The 18,270-nt window shown below is 74.4% G+C and carries 13 protein-coding genes and 1 pseudogene; 9 read left to right on the forward strand and 5 right to left on the reverse strand.

The window, feature by feature from the left end; all coding sequences use genetic code 11:
• Window positions 1-7 precede the first annotated feature (7 nt).
• On the reverse strand, window positions 8-1,705 hold the full coding sequence (gene paaN, locus ABD981_RS20805; protein ID WP_046909333.1) for a phenylacetic acid degradation protein PaaN: 1,698 nt from the start codon (window positions 1,703-1,705) through the stop codon (window positions 8-10).
• 121 nt (window positions 1,706-1,826) lie between these two features.
• Here paaN and ABD981_RS20810 point away from each other — a divergent pair, with 121 nt between their 5' ends.
• The gene (locus ABD981_RS20810) at window positions 1,827-3,398 is read left to right on the forward strand and encodes a 3-hydroxyacyl-CoA dehydrogenase (protein ID WP_046909334.1); all 1,572 of its coding nucleotides are present in this window, start codon (window positions 1,827-1,829) and stop codon (window positions 3,396-3,398) included.
• Window positions 3,395-3,988: a TetR/AcrR family transcriptional regulator gene (locus ABD981_RS20815; RefSeq protein WP_046909335.1), complete on the forward strand. Its 594-nt coding sequence runs from the start codon at window positions 3,395-3,397 to the stop codon at window positions 3,986-3,988. Before ABD981_RS20810 ends, ABD981_RS20815 begins: the two co-directional genes overlap by 4 nt.
• Window positions 3,989-4,178: 190 nt before the next feature.
• Here the strand turns inward: ABD981_RS20815 and ABD981_RS20820 are convergent, their stop codons facing one another.
• On the reverse strand, window positions 4,179-4,784 hold the full coding sequence (locus ABD981_RS20820) for an Lrp/AsnC family transcriptional regulator (protein WP_123954716.1): 606 nt from the start codon (window positions 4,782-4,784) through the stop codon (window positions 4,179-4,181).
• 178 nt (window positions 4,785-4,962) lie between these two features.
• On the opposite strand from ABD981_RS20820, the gene pdhA reads away from it, so the two are divergent.
• The 7 genes and pseudogenes from pdhA to ABD981_RS20855 all read left to right on the forward strand — a co-directional run bounded on the left by pdhA (window position 4,963) and on the right by ABD981_RS20855 (window position 13,578).
• Complete coding sequence (pdhA, locus tag ABD981_RS20825) at window positions 4,963-6,126, forward strand: pyruvate dehydrogenase (acetyl-transferring) E1 component subunit alpha (RefSeq protein ID WP_046909336.1); 1,164 nt, start codon at window positions 4,963-4,965, stop codon at window positions 6,124-6,126.
• Window positions 6,123-7,154: an alpha-ketoacid dehydrogenase subunit beta gene (locus tag ABD981_RS20830; protein ID WP_046909337.1), complete on the forward strand. Its 1,032-nt coding sequence runs from the start codon at window positions 6,123-6,125 to the stop codon at window positions 7,152-7,154. The genes pdhA and ABD981_RS20830 overlap by 4 nt, the downstream gene beginning before the upstream one ends.
• Window positions 7,154-8,566, forward strand: coding sequence for a dihydrolipoamide acetyltransferase family protein (locus ABD981_RS20835; protein ID WP_046909400.1), 1,413 nt, complete (start codon window positions 7,154-7,156; stop codon window positions 8,564-8,566). Before ABD981_RS20830 ends, ABD981_RS20835 begins: the two co-directional genes overlap by 1 nt.
• A 287-nt stretch (window positions 8,567-8,853) precedes the next feature.
• Window positions 8,854-9,900, forward strand: a complete 1,047-nt coding sequence (locus ABD981_RS20840) for a DUF6457 domain-containing protein (protein WP_046909338.1) — start codon at window positions 8,854-8,856, stop codon at window positions 9,898-9,900.
• 42 nt (window positions 9,901-9,942) lie between these two features.
• Window positions 9,943-11,259, forward strand: a pseudogene (locus ABD981_RS20845) (molybdopterin molybdotransferase MoeA); the annotation flags it as partial.
• A complete protein-coding gene (locus tag ABD981_RS20850) occupies window positions 11,256-12,341 on the forward strand; it encodes a potassium channel family protein (RefSeq protein ID WP_046909340.1) in 1,086 nt (361 codons plus the stop codon). The pseudogene ABD981_RS20845 and the gene ABD981_RS20850, both read left to right, overlap by 4 nt.
• A 250-nt stretch (window positions 12,342-12,591) precedes the next feature.
• Window positions 12,592-13,578, forward strand: coding sequence for an NAD(P)H-quinone oxidoreductase (locus tag ABD981_RS20855; RefSeq protein WP_046909341.1), 987 nt, complete (start codon window positions 12,592-12,594; stop codon window positions 13,576-13,578).
• A gap of 286 nt (window positions 13,579-13,864) precedes the next feature.
• Here ABD981_RS20855 and ABD981_RS20860 read toward each other — a convergent pair whose 3' ends face one another.
• The 3 genes from ABD981_RS20860 to ABD981_RS20870 form a co-directional block, all read right to left on the reverse strand.
• A complete protein-coding gene (locus tag ABD981_RS20860) occupies window positions 13,865-14,416 on the reverse strand; it encodes a bacterial proteasome activator family protein (RefSeq protein WP_046909342.1) in 552 nt (183 codons plus the stop codon).
• Between the two features lie 119 nt (window positions 14,417-14,535).
• Window positions 14,536-17,400 (reverse strand): ABC transporter permease, encoded by a 2,865-nt coding sequence (locus tag ABD981_RS20865; RefSeq protein ID WP_046909343.1) that lies wholly within the window; start codon window positions 17,398-17,400, stop codon window positions 14,536-14,538.
• Entirely contained in the window at window positions 17,397-18,134 is a 738-nt protein-coding gene (locus ABD981_RS20870) for an ABC transporter ATP-binding protein (RefSeq protein WP_046909344.1), read from the reverse strand. Before ABD981_RS20870 ends, ABD981_RS20865 begins: the two co-directional genes overlap by 4 nt.
• Between the last annotated feature and the right edge of the window lie 136 nt (window positions 18,135-18,270).

Consider the following 18,270-nt stretch of genomic DNA (forward strand, 5'->3'; position numbering starts at 1 on the left):
GGCGGGGTCAGGCCTGGCGGCGGACCTCCACCACGCGGAAGCGGTTGGAGACGAAGGCGCCGTCGCACAGCGCCGCGTTCGCCGCCGGGTTGCCGCCCGAGCCGTGGAAGTCGGAGAACGCGGCCGTCTGGTTCACGTAGACCCCGCCCGTCAGGTTCAGCGAGAGCTGCGCCGACTCCTCCAGGCAGACCTCCTCCACGGCCCGCTCGGTCTCGGCCGAGGTCGTGTACGCGCCGACCGTCATCGCACCCTTCTCGCGGACCGTGCGCCGCAGCAGCTCCAGGGCGTCGGCGGTCGAGTCGACCGAGACGGCGAAGGAGACCGGGCCGAAGCACTCGGAGAGGTACGCCGCCTCCGCGTCCGGCTTGGAGCCGTCCAGCTTCACGATGACCGGTGTGCGGACGACGGCCTGCGGGAAGTCCGGGTTCGCCACCTCGCGGGAGGCCAGTGCCACCTCGCCCAGGCCGGCGGCGGCCTCCAGGCGCGCCTTCACGTCGGGGTTCACCAGGGCGCCCAGCAGCGCGTTCGCCCGGGCGTCGTCGCCGAGCAGGCCGCCGACCGCGCCCGCGAGGTCGGCGACGACCTCGTCGTACGACTTCGGGCCCTGGTCGGTGGTGATGCCCTCGCGGGGGATCAGCAGGTTCTGCGGGGTGGTGCACATCTGGCCGCTGTACAGGGACAGGGAGAAGGCCAGGTTGGAGAGCATGCCCTTGTAGTCGTCGGTGGAGTCGACGACGACCGTGTTGACGCCGGCCTTCTCCGTGTAGACCTGCGCCTGGCGGGCGTTGGCCTCCAGCCAGTCGCCGAAGGCGGTCGAGCCGGTGTAGTCGATGATCCGGATCTCGGGGCGGACGGCCAGCGTCTTGGCGATGCCCTCGCCGGGACGCTCGGCGGCGAGCGCCACCAGGTTCGGGTCGAAGCCGGCCTCGGCGAGGACCTCGCGGGCGACGCGGACCGTGAGGGCCAGCGGGAGGACCGCGCGGGGGTGCGGCTTGACCAGGACGGGGTTGCCGGTGGCCAGGGAGGCGAACAGGCCCGGGTAGCCGTTCCACGTCGGGAAGGTGTTGCAGCCGATCATCAGCGCGATGCCGCGGGCGACCGGGGTGAACTCCTTGGAGAGCTCCAGCGGCTCGCGCTTGCCCTGCGGCTTCGACCAGTCGGCGCGGCCGGCGGGGGTGCGGGTCTGCTCCGCGTACGCGTACGCCACCGCCTCCAGACCGCGGTCCTGGGCGTGCGGGCCGCCGGCCTGGAAGGCCATCATGAAGGCCTGGCCGCTCGTGTGCATGACGGCGTGCGCGAACTCGTGGGTGCGGGCGGAGATCCGGGCGAGGATCTCCAGGCAGACCAGGGCGCGGGTCTCGGGCCCGGCGTCGCGCCAGGCGCCCATGCCGGCGCGCATCGCGGGCAGCAGGACGTCGATGTCGGCGTGCGGGTACGTGACGCCGAGGGCCGGGCCGTACGGCGAGACCTCCGCGCCGGTCCAGTCGTCGGTGCCGGGCTGGTCGAGCTCGAAGCGGGTGTCCAGCAGGGCCTTGTAGGCGTCCAGACCGGCGGCCGCGTCCAGCGAGCCGCCCTCCCCGTACGCCTTGGGGTGCTCCGGGTACGGGGACCAGTACGCGCGCGTGCGGATGGTGTCGAGGGCCTGATCGAGGGTGGACCGGTGCTTGTCGGCCAGACGGTCGGTGGTCAGCTGAGCGGCGGCCATGGGCGCAACTCCTCAATGAGCTGGGCAGGGGCAGGCGTACGGAGTTAGAGTAACCGAACGATCGGTCGGGACAAGGGGGTCCGTCGATCCTGTGGAAAACCCATCGGGGAGGATCACTCCTATGACCGCCAACACGACCGTCCAGGGGAGCGACGCGGTGTCGGCCGACGGAGCCGGACCCATCGATCCGAGCCGTGCCGTCGCCGTCGTCGGTACGGGGACCATGGGCCAGGGCATCGCCCAGGTCGCCCTGCTCGCGGGCCATCCCGTCCGCCTCCACGACAGCGTCCCGGGCCGCGCCGAGGAGGCCGTGACCGCCGTCGCGGCCCGCCTTGACCGGCTCGTCGAGAAGGGCCGGCTCGACGCGGCGGAGCGGGACGCGGCCGTCGCCCGGCTGCACGCGGCGCCCGAGCTCTCCGCGCTGGCCGACGCCGCCCTGGTCGTCGAGGCGATCGTCGAGCGGCTGGAGGTCAAGCAGGGCCTCTTCGCCGAGCTGGAGGAGATCGTCGGCGCGGACACCCTGCTCGCCACCAACACCTCCTCGCTCTCCGTCACCGCCATCGCGGGCGGCCTGCGGCTGCCCGGGCGCTTCGTCGGCATGCACTTCTTCAACCCGGCCCCGCTGCTGCCGCTCGTCGAGATCGTCAGCGGCTTCGCCACCGAGCCGGCCGCCGCCACGCGCGCGTACGAGACCGCCAGGCACTGGGGCAAGACGCCGGTGCGCTGCGCCGACACCCCCGGCTTCATCGTCAACCGCATCGCCCGCCCCTTCTACGCGGAGGCGCTGCGCGTCTACGAGGAGGGCGCGGCCGACCCCGCCACGATCGACGCGGCGCTGCGCGAGTCCGGCGGCTTCCGGATGGGCCCCTTCGAGCTGACCGACCTCATCGGCCAGGACGTCAACGAGGCCGTGACCCGCTCCGTATGGGAGTCCTTCTTCCAGGACCCCAAGTTCACGCCGTCGCTCGCGCAGCGGCGCCTGGTCGAGTCGGGCCGGTTCGGCCGCAAGTCGGGGCAGGGCTGGTTCCCGTACGCGGAGGGCGCCGCGCGTCCCGAGCCGCACACGGCGGCCCCGGCGAAGGCGCCGGAGGCCGTCACGATCCACGGCGACCTGGGGCCCGCGAAGGTGCTGGCGGAGCTCTTCGAGCAGGCCGGCGTGAAGGTCCGGCGCAAGCGCGGTGACGGGTACATCGCCCTGAGCGGCGGCGGCCGGCTCGGTCTCGCCGACGGGGAGACCTCGTTCGAGTACACGGACGAGGAGATCGTCTACTTCGACCTCGCCCTCGACTACGCCGCGGCGGGCAGGATCGTCCTGTCCACCGCCGCGCGCACCTCCCCGGAGACCCTGGAGGAGGCCGTCGGGCTCTTCCAGGCGCTCGGCAAGCAGGTCTCCGTGATCGGCGACGTGCCGGGCATGATCGTCGCCCGTACGGTCGCCATGCTGGCCGACCTCGCCGCCGACGCGGTCGACCGGGGGGTCGCCTCCGCCGAGGACGTCGACACCGCGATGCGGCTCGGCGTCAACTACCCGGCCGGCCCCCTGGAGTGGGCGGCGAAGGTGGGCCACAGGCGCCTGGTGGAGCTGCTGGGCGAACTGCACGAGCGCTACCCCACCGGCCGCTACGCGCCCTCGCTCGGCCTCGTGCGGCGTGGATACGACGACGACGTCGCAGACGCGGAGGAGAGCCGATGACCACCGCCAGACGGGACACGTACACCCCCGACACGCTGCTCTCGGTCGCCGTGCGGGTCTTCAACGAGCGCGGCTACGACGGCACCTCCATGGAGCACCTCTCCAAGGCGGCCGGGATCTCCAAGTCCTCGATCTACCACCACGTGGCGGGTAAGGAGGAGCTGCTGCGGCGTGCGGTCAGCCGGGCGCTCGACGGGCTCTTCGCGGTGCTCGACGAGCCGGGCGCGGGCCGTGGCCGGGCCGTGGAGCGGGTCGAGTACGTGACCCGGCGCACGGTGGAGGTGCTGATCGAGGAGCTCCCGTACGTGACGCTGCTGCTGCGGGTGCGGGGCAACACGAAGACCGAGCGGTGGGCGATGGAACGCCGCCGCGAGTTCGACCACCGGGTGGCCGAGCTGCTGAAGGCGGCGGCAGCCGACGGCGACCTGCGGGCCGACCTGGACATCCGGCTGGCGACCAGGCTGCTCTTCGGCATGATCAACTCGCTGGTCGAGTGGTACAAGCCGCACCCGGACTCCCCGTCGGAGCGGGAGCAGCTGGCGGAGACCGTCGTGCGCATGGCCTTCGGAGGGCTGCGCACCGCCCGCTGAGGCGGTGCGCCCTCCACGGGAGGGCCGGGAGCAGGGCTTCAGGAGGCCGGGAAAGGCTTCAGGAGGGCCGGGAGGGGGTTCGGGGGTTCACCTCGGCCTCCCTCCCGGCCCTTCGCGGTGTCCGGGCCGGCGGGGCGGGTGTCCGGGCCGCCGGCCCGGGGGACGGGCGGGGCGGGCGGGGCCGGGGGCCTCAGTCCCGCCGGTCCGGGTCCGGGTCGAGGTCCGTCTCCTCGAAGACCAGCAGGGTGCGCGTGGAGAGCACCTCCGGGATCGACTGGAGGCGGGTGAGCACCAGCTCCCGCAGGGTCCGGTTGTCCGGGGTGTGGACCAGCAGCAGGACGTCGAAGTCGCCGCTGACCAGCGCGATGTGCGCGGCCCCCGGGAGGGCCTGGAGCTGCTCGCGGACGGTGCGCCACGAGTTCTGGACGATCTTGAGCGTGATGTAGGCGGAGGCACCGTGCCCCGCCCGCTCGTGGTTGACGCGGGCGCTGAAGCCGCGGATCACCCCGTCGTCGATGAGCCGGTTGATCCGCGCGTACGCGTTGGCGCGGGAGACGTGGACCCGCTCGGCCACCGAACGCACCGAGGCGCGGCCGTCCGCCTGGAGCAGCCGCAGGATGTCCCGGTCGATCGCGTCCAGCGGGCGGGCCGGCGGCATCGGGGAGACGATGACAGGGCCCGGCGGGGATCCGGACGGGCCCGCCGGAGCGCCCGTCGAGGGGGCGGCGCCGGGGGGCGCGTTCAGGAGCTCGTCGATGGTGCGCTCCTCGACGTCGGCCATTTGTTCATCCGCCATGTCCCCCCGCCTCTCTCCAGTGGACGACCTGCACCCATCCCAAGCTGTGGAGAACCGTTTGTCCACAGGCTGAAGGTGCCTGTAGCCAAAATGCCTCCACGACCGAACAATCGGTAGGTGAGGCGCGCCACATTTCGCGCCACCCGCCTTCGGGTCTTATGCCCGCTCCCACGAGGAGGTGGACTCGTTGCAACAGCGCAGTTCGACAGTCCAAGAGCCCCCCGGTGCCGCTCTCGCCTACCGGCCCACCCCGCCGCCGGCCTGGCAGCCGCGCACCGACCCCGCCCCGCTGCTGCCGGACGCCGAGCCGCTGCGCGTGCTCGGCACCGACGCCGTGGCCGACGCCGACCCGGAGCTGCTGCGCCGCCTCTACGCGGAGCTCGTCCGCGGCCGCCGGTACAACGCGCAGGCGACCGCCCTCACCAAGCAGGGCCGCCTCGCCGTGTACCCCTCCACGACGGGCCAGGAGGCCTGCGAGGTGGCCGCGGCGCTGGCGCTGGAGGAGCGGGACTGGCTCTTCCCCTCGTACCGCGACACCCTCGCCGCCGTCGCCCGCGGGCTCGACCCCGTGCAGGCGCTGACCCTGCTGCGCGGCGACTGGCACACCGGCTACGACCCGCACGAGCACCGCATAGCCCCGCTGTGCACCCCGCTCGCCACCCAGCTCCCCCACGCGGTGGGCCTCGCCCACGCCGCCCGGCTGAAGGGCGACGACGTGGTCGCGCTCGCCATGGTCGGCGACGGCGGCACCAGCGAGGGCGACTTCCACGAGGCGCTGAACTTCGCGGCCGTGTGGCAGGCCCCCGTGGTCTTCTTCGTGCAGAACAACGGCTTCGCGATCTCCGTGCCGCTCGCCAAGCAGACCGCGGCCCCGTCCCTGGCCCACAAGGCCGTCGGCTACGGCATGCCGGGCCGGCTCGTCGACGGCAACGACGCCGTCGCCGTCCACCAGGTGCTGACCGAGGCCGTGACCCGCGCCCGGCGCGGCGGCGGGCCCACCCTCGTCGAGGCCGTCACCTACCGGATCGACGCCCACACCAACGCCGACGACGCCACCCGCTACCGCGGCGACGGCGAGGTCGAGACCTGGCGCGCCCACGACCCGATCCTCCTGCTGGAGCGGGAGCTGACCGAGCGCGGACTCCTCGACGAGGACGGCCGGCGCGAGGCCGCCGAGGCCGCCGAGACGATGGCCGCGGCACTGCGCGAGCGGATGAACGCCGACCCCGTGCTCGACCCGATGGACCTGTTCGCCCACGTGTACGCCGAGCGGACCGCGCAGCTGCGCGAGCAGGCGGAGCAGCTGCGCGCGGAGCTCGACGCCGAGAGCGAGGCGGGATGACCACCCACGCGACCGCGCGGCCGGCCGCCAAGGCGGCGGCCAAGCCCGCCACCATGGCGCAGGCCCTCCAGCGGGCCATGCGCGACGCGATGGCCGAGGACCCCACCGTCCACGTGCTCGGCGAGGACGTCGGCACCCTCGGCGGCGTCTTCCGGGTCACCGACGGGCTCGCCAAGGAGTTCGGCGAGGACCGCTGCACCGACACGCCGCTGGCCGAGGCGGGCATCCTCGGCACCGCCGTCGGCATGGCCATGTACGGGCTGCGGCCGGTCGTGGAGATGCAGTTCGACGCGTTCGCCTACCCGGCGTTCGAGCAGCTCATCAGCCATGTCTCCCGGATGCGCAACCGCACCCGGGGCGCCATGCCGATGCCGATCGTCGTCCGCGTGCCGTACGGCGGCGGGATCGGCGGGGTCGAGCACCACAGCGACTCCTCCGAGGCCTACTACATGGCGACCCCCGGCCTCCACGTCGTCACCCCGGCGACCGTCGAGGACGCCTACGGGCTGCTGCGCGCCGCCATCGCCTCCGACGACCCGGTGGTCTTCCTGGAGCCCAAGCGGCTCTACTGGTCGAAGTCCGACTGGTCCCCCGAGGCGCCCGCCGCCGTGGAGCCGATCGGCAAGGCCGTGGTGCGCCGCCGCGGCACCAGCGCCACCCTCATCACCTACGGCCCCTCCCTGCCGGTCTGCATGGAGGCCGCCGAGGCCGCCCAGGCCGAGGGCTGGGACCTGGAGGTCGTCGACCTGCGCTCGCTCGTCCCGTTCGACGACGAGACCGTCGCCGCCTCCGTGAAGCGCACCGGCCGCGCGGTCGTGGTCCACGAGTCCGCCGGCTTCGGCGGGCCGGGCGGCGAGATCGCCGCGCGGGTCACCGAGCGCTGCTTCCACCACCTGGAGGCGCCGGTGCTGCGCGTCGCGGGCTTCGACATCCCGTACCCGCCGCCGATGCTGGAGCGCCACCACCTGCCCGGCGTGGACCGGGTCCTGGACGCGGTCGCCCGGCTCCAGTGGGAGGCGGGGAGCTGATGGCCCAGGTGCTCGAATTCAAGCTGCCCGACCTCGGCGAGGGACTCACCGAGGCCGAGATCGTCCGCTGGCTGGTGAACGTCGGCGACGTCGTCGCCATCGACCAGCCGGTCGTCGAGGTGGAGACGGCCAAGGCGATGGTGGAGGTGCCCTGCCCGTACGGGGGCGTGGTCACCGCCCGCTTCGGCGAGGAGGGCACGGAACTGCCGGTCGGCGCACCCCTCCTGACGGTCGCGGTCGGCGGAGCCGAGGGAGCCGTGGCCGAGCCGGCGGGAACGGCGGGCTCCACCTCAGCCTCCACCCCCACCTCTTCCTCAGTCTCCGCCTCCGCCTCCGCAGAGTCGGCTGTCTCGTCGGAGTACTCCGGCAACGTGCTCGTCGGCTACGGCACCGCCGGGCCCGCGGCACGGCGTCGCCGGGTCCGCCGGGAGACGCCCGTCGCCGTCTCCGCGGCGGCGCCCGCCGTCACGCCCGTCGCCGTGCCCGTCTCGGCACCCGTCGTCCCGCAGGGGCCCGTTCCCGTCATCTCGCCGCTGGTGCGCAAGCTGGCCCGCGACGAGGGCCTCGACCTCCGCGAGATCCGCGGCTCCGGCCCCGACGGGCTCATCCTGCGCGCCGACGTCGAGACCGCCCTCGCCGTACGGGCCCGGCCCGCCCCGGCCCCCGTCCCCGCCTACGCGGCCGCCGCGGCCCCCGCGCCCGGCACCCCGGTCGCGGCCGGGGCGGGCGAGCGGATCCCGCTGCGCGGGGTGCGCGGCGCGGTGGCCGACAAGCTGTCCCGCAGCCGGACCGAGATCCCCGACGCGACCTGCTGGGTCGACGCCGACGCCACCGAGCTGATGGCCGCGCGCGCGGCCATGAACGCGGCGGGCGGGCCGAAGATATCCGTGCTCGCGCTGCTCGCCCGGATCTGCACCCACGCCCTGGCCCGCTTCCCGGAGCTCAACTCCACGGTGGACACGGCCGCACGCGAGATCGTCCGGCTGCCCTCCGTGCACCTGGGCTTCGCGGCCCAGACCGAACGCGGCCTGGTCGTCCCCGTGGTCAAGGAGGCCGGCGGGCGCACCGCCGAGTCGCTGACCGCCGAGTTCGCCCGGCTGACCGAGTCGGCCCGGCAGGGGACGCTCACCCCGGCGGACCTGACCGGCGGCACGTTCACCCTGAACAACTACGGGGTGTTCGGCGTCGACGGCTCCACGCCGATCATCAACCACCCCGAGGCGGCCATGCTCGGTGTGGGGCGGATCGTCCCCAAGCCGTGGGTGCACCAGGGCGAACTGGCGGTGCGTCAGGTGGTCCAGCTCTCGCTGACCTTCGACCACCGGGTCTGCGACGGCGGGACGGCCGGCGGCTTCCTCCGCTACGTCGCCGACTGCGTCGAGAATCCGGCGGTGCTGCTGCGCACGCTGTGACAGGACTCCGCCGGGGCGGACGCCGGCCGGGGCACGGGGCCCCGGCGGTTCCCGGCGGCCCCGTCCGGGACCCAACCCCACGCCGGGTCCCGGACACGTCCTCGCGGACCGGTCCGCACCGCCTCCCCCGAGGCGCGGGCCGGCCGCACCTCCCGTGCCTACCGGGCCTCCCGCACGTTTCGCTCCCGCCTCTTGCCTGATGTCCCTCCCGCCGCCGCTGTCCGCGCCACCCGTGCCGACCGGCCCCGGTAGGGCGGTCCCGCGCGGGTGCGGACGATACTGCTGGCATGACGACCCCGTACGACGCCATCGTGCTCGCCGGCGGTGCCGCCCGGCGCCTCGGCGGAGCCGACAAGCCGGGGGTCCGGGTCGGCGGCCGGAGCCTGCTCGACCGGGTCCTTGCGGGCTGCCGCGAGGCCGGGACGACCGTGGTCGTCGCCGCCCCCCGGGCCACCGCGCGCCCGGTGGCGTGGGCCAGGGAGGACCCGCCCGGCGGCGGCCCCCTCGCCGCCCTCGACGCGGGCCTGCGCCGGCTGGCCCCGAGCGGCCCGTCCCGGGACACCGCCGACCCGTCCGGGGGCGTCGCCCCCTCCGCTCCCTCCGTCGGCCCTTCCGGGGCCCTCGCCGCCCCCAGCACCCCTACCGCCCCTACCGCCCCTACCGCCCCTGCCGACTCCACCACCCCTACCGGCCCCACCAGCTCCACCGACCCCGTCGACCCCGTCGACCCCGTCGACCCCGTCGTCCTCGTCCTCTCCGCTGACCTGCCCTTCTTCGAGGCCGGGACCGCGCGGCGGCTCGTGGCGGCGCTCGGCGCCGGGGGCGGGGCCGACGGGGCCGTGCTCGTCGACGGGGAGGGCCGGGAGCAGCCGCTGGTGGCCGCCTACCGGGTGCGGGCGCTGCGGCGGGTGATCGGGGATCTCGTGGCCGAGCGGGGCGGTCTCGCGGGACTTCCGCTGCGGCTGGTCACCGGGAGTCTGGACCTGGTCCGGGTCGCCGAGGAGGGCCCGGCCTCCTTCGACTGCGACACCTGGGGGGACATCGTCACGGCCCGCGCGCGGATCAGGGAGCATGGGAGCGTGCTGGACGAATGGATCACCGCAGTCAAGGACGAACTGGGCATCGACCTGGACGTCGACACCGGCCTGTTGCTCGACCTCGCCCGTGACGCCGCCCACGGCGTCGCCCGGCCGGCCGCGCCGCTGACCACCTTCCTGGTCGGGTACGCGGCGGCCCGGGCCGCCGACGGCGGGCCCGAGGCCGTGGCCGAGGCCACCCAGAAGGCCGCCGCGCTCGCCCGGCGCTGGGCCGCCGAGCAGGACGACGCCGGATGACGATGAAGGAGCGACTGCCCGACGACGGGGTGGACGACGCCCTCGCCCTCCTCGGCCGGGCCCGTACGGACTCGGGCGCCCCCCCGTGCCGACGCCGGTCGGGCAGGGTCCGCCGTGCCGGAGGCCCACCGCGCCACCCCCTGGCCCGAGGCCCGCGCCGTCGCGGCCCGGGCCGGGAAGGACGCGGCGGAGGCGCGGGAGCCGGTCCGGGTGCCGCTCGGCCAGGGACTCGGGCAGGTGCTGGCCGAGCCGCTGCGCGCGCTCACCGACCTGCCCTCCTTCGACACCTCCGCCATGGACGGCTGGGCGGTCGCCGGCCCCGGGCCCTGGCGGATCGACCCCGAGGGCGCCGTCCTCGCCGGGCACGGTTCCGCCGGCGAGCTCGCCGACGGGGACGCCGTGCGGATCGCGACGGGCGCCCGGGTGCCGTCCGGGGCGACCGCCGTCGTCCGCAGCGAGCACTCCCGCACCGATGCCGCCGGGCATCTGCACGCCCTGCGCGCGGTCGTCCACGGCCAGGACATCCGGCCCCGGGGCCAGGAGTGCCGCACCGGCGACCGGCTGCTGACCGCCGGGAACGCGGTGACCCCCGCCGTCCTCGGCCTCGCCGCGGCGGCCGGCTACGACGAGCTGACCGTGCGCCCGCGCCCCCGCGTGGAGGTGCTGGTCCTCGGCGACGAGCTGCTCACCGAGGGCCTCCCCCACGAGGGCCTGATCCGCGACGCCCTCGGCCCGATGCTCGGCCCCTGGCTGGCGGCGCTCGGCGCGGAGGTGCTGGGCACCCGCCGGATCGGCGACGACGCCGAGGCGCTGTTCGCGGCGGTCACCGGTTCCGCCGCCGACGTGGTGATCACCACCGGTGGCACGGCGGCCGGGCCGGTCGACCACGTCCACAGCGTGCTCGACAAGGCCGGCGCCACGCTGCTCGTCGACGGGGTGAAGGTGCGCCCCGGCCATCCCATGCTGCTGGCCCGGCTGGAGGGCGCCCGGCACCTCGTCGGCCTGCCCGGCAACCCGCTAGCCGCCGTCTCCGGGCTCCTCACGCTCGCCGAGCCGCTGCTGCGCGCCCTGGCCGGTTCACCCGCCCCCGGGCCGTACCGGCTGCCCGTGGGCGCGGAGGTTCCCGGCCATCCGTACGACACCCGGCTCGTCCCCGCGGTCCACCGCGGCGACGGGGTCGAAGTACTGCACTACAACGGCCCCGCGATGCTCCGCGGCATCGCCGCAGCCCACGGCATGGCCGTGATCCCGCCGGGGGGTGCCCGCCCCGGGCAGCCGCTGGAGATCCTGGACCTGCCCTGGCAGGTCATGTCGGCCGAAGGTCCGGGCGGCGGAGCCCAAGGAGTGTGTTTCACGTGAAACTGCCCAGCCGGGACGTGATGGCCCGCGAGGCCGGTGAGAAGGTCTCGGGTTCCAAGATCAAACTGCCTCGCCGCGTGGTGGAGAAGCCGCTGCGGCAGGTCGGGAAGCGCCTGCTCATGGCGCTGGGCGTGCTGATCGTGACCGTCTTCATCGTCTATGTCGACCGGGCCGGCTACCACGACAACGCCAACGAGACGGTCGACTTCCTCGACGCCGTCTACTACGCGACGGTGACCCTCTCCACCACGGGTTACGGCGACATCGTCCCGTACAGCGACTCGGCGCGGCTGGCGAACATCCTGCTGGTCACGCCGCTGCGCGTGCTGTTCCTGATCATCCTGGTCGGTACCACCCTCGAGGTCCTCACGGAGCGGACCCGCGAGGAGTTCCGGCTGAACCGCTGGAGGTCCGCCTTGCGCGATCACACCGTCATCGTCGGCTTCGGCACCAAGGGGCGTTCCGCGATCCAGACGCTCTGCGCGACCGGACTGCGCAAGGAGCAGATCGTCATCGTCGATCCCTCCACCAAGGTGATCGAGGCGGCCAACGCCGACGGCTTCGTCGGCGTCATCGGCGACGCCACCCGCAGCGACGTGCTCCTCCGCGCCGAGGTGCAGAGGGCCCGTCAGATCGTCATCGCCACCCAGCGCGACGACACGGCCGTCCTGGTCACCCTGACGGCCCGCCAGCTCAACCGCGGGGCGAAGATCGTCGCCGCGGTCCGCGAGGAGGAGAACGCCCCGTTGCTGCGCCAGTCCGGCGCCGACGCGGTGATCACCAGCGCCAGCGCCGCCGGCCGGCTGCTCGGTCTGTCGGTGCTCAGCCCGAGCGCGGGCACCGTGATGGAGGACCTCATCCAGCAGGGCTCCGGGCTCGACCTCGTGGAACGGCCGGTCACCAAGGCCGAGGCGGGCCGGAGCGTCCGGGAGACCGACGACCTGGTGGTGAGCGTGCTGCGCGGCCACCGGCTGCTCGGGTACGACGATCCCGCCGCCAGTCCGCTCCAGCTGACGGACCGTGTGATCACCATCGTGCGGGCCGCGCCGGTCACCCCGCTCACCACCCCGAGCGACGACTAGGGACGGCCGGGTCCCGGTCCGGCCCCGGTCCGGCCCCGGTCCGGCGCTGGCTCGGCCCGGCCCGGCCCGGCTCGGCCCGGCTCGGCCCGGCTCGGCCCGGCTCGGCCCGGCTCGGCCCGGCTCGGCCCGGCTCGGCTCGGCCCGGCTCGGCTCGGCTCGGCCCGTCCCGTCCCGTCCCGGCCCGATCAGGCTCGGCCCGATCCGCTCCTGATCCGGCCCTGGCCCCGTCCTCCGGAGTAGCCTCGCGGCCATGCATGCGATCACGATTCCGGAACCCGGCGGTCCCGAGGCGCTGGTCTGGGCCGAGGTGCCCGACCCCGTCCCCGCCGAGGGCGAGGTCCTCGTCGAGGTGGTGGCGAGCGCCGTCAACCGTGCCGATCTGCTCCAGCGCCAGGGGTACTACGACCCGCCGCCGGGCAGCTCCCCGTACCCCGGCCTGGAGTGCTCCGGCCGGATCGTCGCGCTCGGCCCCGGGGTCTCCGGCTGGTCGGTCGGCGACCAGGTGTGCGCGCTGCTCGTCGGCGGCGGGTACGCGGAGAAGGTCGCCGTCCCGGCGGGGCAGTTGCTCCCGAAGCCGGAGGGCGTGGACCTGGTGACGGCCGCCGCGCTGCCCGAAGTGGCCTGCACGGTCTGGTCGAACGTCTTCATGCTGGCCCATCTGCGCCCCGGCGAGACCCTGCTGGTGCACGGCGGGGCGAGCGGCATCGGCACGATGGCGATCCAGCTGGCCAAGGCGGTCGGCGCCCGGGTCGCGGTCACGGCCGGCGGTCCCGGGAAGCTGGCGCGCTGCGCCGAACTGGGTGCCGACATCCTCATCGACTACCGCGAGCAGGACTTCGTCGAGGAGCTGCACAAGGCGACCGACGGGACCGGCGCGGACGTCATCCTGGACATCGTCGGCGCGAAGTACCTGGAGCGGAACGTCAAGGCGCTCGCCGTGAACGGGCGGCTGGTCGTCATCGGTCTCCAGGGCGGCGTCAAGGGCGAGTTGAACCTCGGCGCGCTCATGGCCAAGCGCGGGGCGGTCCTGGCGACGACGCTGCGGTCCCGCCCGCTGAGCGAGAAGGCGGCCGTCGTGGCGGCGGTCCGCGAGCACGTCTGGCCGCTGATCGGCGCGGGTACGGTCACGCCGGTCGTCGACCGCACGGTGGCGCTGCCGGACGCCTCCGACGCCCACCGGGCGATCGAGTCGGGCGCCCACGTCGGCAAGGTCCTGCTGGTCGCGCCGGGGAAGTGAGCCGTCGGGACGGAGGCCTTCCCCGCGAACCGCCCCGCCCCGCACGCGACGGAAGGCCCGGCGCCACCCGCATGAGGGGACTCCGCCCCGCACGCGACGGAAGGCCCGGCGCCACCCGCACGAGGGGACTCCGCCCCCAACGTGACGGGAGGCCCGGCGGCCCGCGCGTGACGGGAGGCCCGGCGCCCCGCACGTGACGCGGACCCCCGCCCCGCACATGACGGAGGCCCGGCGCCGTTCCCGGCGCCGGGCCTCCCGTCGGAGCGAAACCGCCCGGTCGACGGGCCTACAGGTACGGGCCCGAGCCGACCGCCCGGCCGTGGCCGGGGCCGTGGTCGTCGTCATCGTCGTGGGAAGCGCCCGGCGGCAGCGCCCGGCGCATCTGCTCCAACTGGGCGCGGGCCGCCATCTGCTGGGCGAACAGCGCCGTCTGGATGCCGTGGAAGAGGCCTTCGAGCCAGCCCACCAGCTGGGCCTGCGCGATCCGCAGCTCCGAGTCGGAGGGGATCGCCTCGTCGGTGAACGGCAGGGAGAGCCGCTCCAGTTCCTCCACCAGTTCCGGTGCGAGACCGTCCTCCAGCTCCTTCACCGAGCTGGCGTGGATCTCCTTGAGGCGGACGCGGCTGGCCTCGTCGAGAGGCGCCGCCCTGACTTCCTCCAGAAGCTGCTTGATCATGCTGCCGATCCGCATGACCTTCGCCGGCTGTTCGACCATTTCCGTCACCGGGACCTCGCGGGATTCGTCGTCACCCTGAGTGCCGCCGAGCGCCGTCCCGTCCTGGCCCACGATGAGGACCTGGGGGTGCTCCTGCGACCTGTCATTCCTCGGCATCTCCATGCCGCCATTCTCTCGCACACATGCCTCACCACACGGTGTGCCCCTGTACGAGGGTGATCCACCCTCGTACAGGGGCACGGCATGGCAACGAACGCGCGTGCGGGCGACCGGGCGGCGCCCTAGTGCGCGGCGCGGCGGGCCAGGGCTCCGCGGGAGCGGGTCACCACCGCGGCCAGCAGGGCGGCGCCGAGCGGCACGGCCACCAGGAGCGCGGCGAGCGTCTCCCAGGGGACGACGATCGGCACGTACGGCGGGGTGTCCGAGCTCGCCCAGCCGTTGTCCAGGTTCTCCTGGTAGAAGCGGAGCTGCTCGCGCTCCTCGGTGAGCCGCAGTCCGATCGCGGGCAGGACGCCCGCGGCGGAGCCGAGGACCACGCCCATCGCGGCGACGACTCCGCACTGGAAGCCGCTGAGCGTACGGCGGACCCGGGGCGGGGCGCCGACCGCGGCGAGCGTCTTGAGGTCGGCCTCCGCGTCGGCCTGGGCGAGACCGGTGGCGATGCCGGCCGCGCCGATGGTGACCAGGCCGGCGAAGACGGTCAGCGCGAGGAGCACGAGGCTGGTCTTGCTGACGTAGCCCTCCTCCAGGGTGAGCTCGACGTTGCTGCCCAGCTTGGCGATCTCGCCGTCCAGCTTCTGCCGCTGCTCGCCGTCGGGCAGCCGGTCGGTGCTGAAGTACGCGCCCATGGGGACCGTGGTCAGTCCGGCGGCCTTGGCGGCGGCCGGGCTGAGCACGCTCTGCACGCCGTACGAGAGCGGGGAACCCGGCACCTGGTAGGCGGGGAAGGTCTTGACCTCGCCCGGGACCGGCTGGTTCTTCTGGGCGGCGGCGTCGGCGGCCTCGGTGTCGGTGATCAGCTTGATGCCGACGGTGCCGGTCTTCCGGTCGACCTGCGTCTTCAGGAAGTTGACGATCTTGCCCTCGGCGAGGGCCTTGGCGGCGCCGGGGTCGTCGATGCCGAGGATCTTGAGGACCGGGGCGTCGGCGATGAGCAGACCGCCCTCGACGTAGACGCCGTTGCCGGTGCTCGCCGTGCAGCGCCAGTCCTTGGTGCTGAGCTCGCGGCGCTGCTCCTTGGTGAACTTCTCCGAGGGGTCGGAGCCGTCGGGCGAGGAGGCCCACAGGGGGCACTCGTTGGCCCGCGGGACGATCACCTCGAAGCGGCCGCAGCCCTTGCCGCCGCCCCAGGGCTCGCAGCCCGGCTTGCCGACCGCGATCCGGGAGACGTCGGCGCGGACGTCGACCGGGAAGGTGCGCTCGACGGCCTCGCGGACCGCGGCCGCGTCCCGGCCGCCCTCCTCGGTGACCAGGGCGGCGACGACCCCGTACGGCAGGCGCGCCTCGTACTCGGCCCTGCCCTGGGCGTCCTTGCTGGCGGTGTAGGTGGCGACGGCGACGGTGCCCGCGACGGCGGCGAGGACGGCGGCGACGGCGGGTGCCGTACGGCCCCGGTTGCGCACGGCGTCCCGCAGCGCGAGGCGCGGCGAGAGCGGCAGCCAGCGGCCGGTGCGGCCGAACAGGCCGACCAGGGCCGGGGTCATGGCGACCACGCCCAGCTCGGCGATGGCCGAGCCGCCGGCGACGATGACGAACTGGTCGCTGACGACCGAGCCGTACAGGGCGATCGCCGCGCCGAGCAGGACGGCGCCGAGGCCGACCAGGGGCAGCACCCGGCTGCCGCGGCGCACGCCGCGACGGCCCGTCAGCGAGGCGAGGACGGTCTGCCGGGAGGCGGTGACGGCCGGGACGATCGCGGCGAGCAGTCCGGTGAGGACGGCGAGCCCGGCGATGCCGAGCAGTTCCAGCGGCCGGATGGTGAAGCCGCCGAACCGCTGGCCCATCGCGTCCTCCAGGACCGGGCGGAGCGCGAAGGTCAGGATGAGGGCGAGGACCGTGCCGACGACGGCCGCGGCGACGCCGATGACGAGACCGCCGCTGAGCACGATGGCCCGGATGTGGCTGCGGGCACCGCCGTTGGCGCCGACGAGCCCGAGCTGGCGGCGCGAGCGGCGGGCGCCGACCGCGAAGGCGGGACCGGCGAGCAGGCAGATCTCCAGCATCGCGAGACCGACCACGGTGCCGACGGCGGCGAGCGCTGCGGCGTTCGCGGCCATGCTGGTGTCGTAGTTGCCCCAGCCGTCCTTCTGGAAGAGCGGCACCTCGGCGTCGGCGGGCGGGTCGAGGGCCACGGCGCGCGAGACGACCACGACGCCCTTGGCGTTGATCTCCTGGACGGCGTTCCACGTGAAACCACCCGGCTTCTGCACCAGGTACGAGGTGGAGACTCCCGGCGCCTGGATGCCGGCCTTCTCGACGGCCTTGCCGTACGGCGCGAGGAAGGCCCCGGGCAGCGCGTTGACCTGGTCCATCTTGAGCTCGTTGGGGAGCTCGTAGGAGCCGGTGATCAGGTACGGGCGGTCGAAGCCGCGCGCGGTGACGGCGGAGCCGACGCGCAGGCCGCTCGACTCCAGGAAGTGCGTGGTCGCGGCGATCTCGTCGCTCTTCTCCGGGAACCTGCCCTCCTGGATCCGCATGATGCCCCGGGCGACCGGGTCGGCGGCTTTGAGCTCACGCACCTCGGTCAGGAGCAGACCGTGGGCGGTGGTCAGCTTGGCGTTGCCGGAGCTGTCGGTGAGGACGGTGGAACCGGCCGGGATGCTCTTGCGGACGTCGGTCGGGCCGTCGGGCCAGGGCTCGTTGTCGTAGTCCTTGACCGGGGTGGTCTGCTCGCCCGCGGGGTCCTGGTAGACCGGCACCCCGCTGACGTGGGCGTCTCTGAAGCGGGCGTCGGCGGCGCCGATGGCGCGTTCCGTCCGCTGCTCGGCGGACAGCTCGGAGCTGCGCAGGGTGAGGTCGAAGGCGCTCACGCCGAGGATGGGCAGCGCGATCATCGCGAGGACGAGGAAGCTGCGGCCCTTGGAGCGCCAGGCGTCACGTCGGGCGATGCGGATCGCGGCCCGCCAGGAGTGGAGCCACTGGTTCACTGCTGCGCCGCCCGGCCGGTCAGGAGCGAGTCGGCCTCGCTGCGCACGGTCTGGTCGACGACGGCGCCGTCCCGCAGGAACACGACCCGGTCGGCCCAGGCGGCGAACCGCGGCTCGTGGGTGACCAGGACGCCCGCGGCACCGGCGTCGCAGCGGGTGCGCAGCAGGGCGAGGACGGACTCGCCGGTCTCGGAGTCGAGGGCGCCGGTCGGCTCGTCGGCGAGGACGAGCCGGCGGTCGCCGACGAGGGCGCGGGCGATGGCCACGCGCTGCTGCTGGCCGCCGGACATCTCGTCGGGGAAGCGGTCGGCGAGGTGGCCGAGCTCCATCTCGGCGAGCGCGGCGAGGGCCTCGGTGCGGGCCTTGCGGGCGGAGACGCCGTCCAGCTCGCGGGGGAGGGACACGTTCTCGGCGGCGGTGAGGGCCGGGATGAGGTTGTAGTCCTGGAAGACGTAGCCGATGCTGCGGCGGCGCAGGGCGGCGAGCTGCTTCACGCTCGCGGAGGTGATGTCGGTGTCCTCGACGATCACCCGGCCCGAGGTGGGGGTGTCGAGCCCGCCGGCGATGGTGAGCAGGGTCGACTTGCCGGAGCCGGACGGGCCCATCACGGCGACGAGTTCGCCGGGATAGACGTCGAGATCGATGCCGCGCAGGGCGTGGACCTCGGTGGCGCCCGCGCCGTGGACGCGGGTCAGCTGCTGCAGACGCAGCACGGGCTGCTGCTGTATGGACATGACGGGATCCCCCTCGGGCGTACGCGGGCGTGGCGTGCGGAACCGGCGCGGACAGGCCTGGCGGGCCCCGGACCGCCCCGGCAGCTGTGCGGCTGCCGGCGCGGCGGTCGGTGCGCCCCTTCGGTGCTGTCGGTGC

The organism is Streptomyces showdoensis, from assembly GCF_039535475.1.
Classification (GTDB): domain Bacteria; phylum Actinomycetota; class Actinomycetes; order Streptomycetales; family Streptomycetaceae; genus Streptomyces; species Streptomyces showdoensis.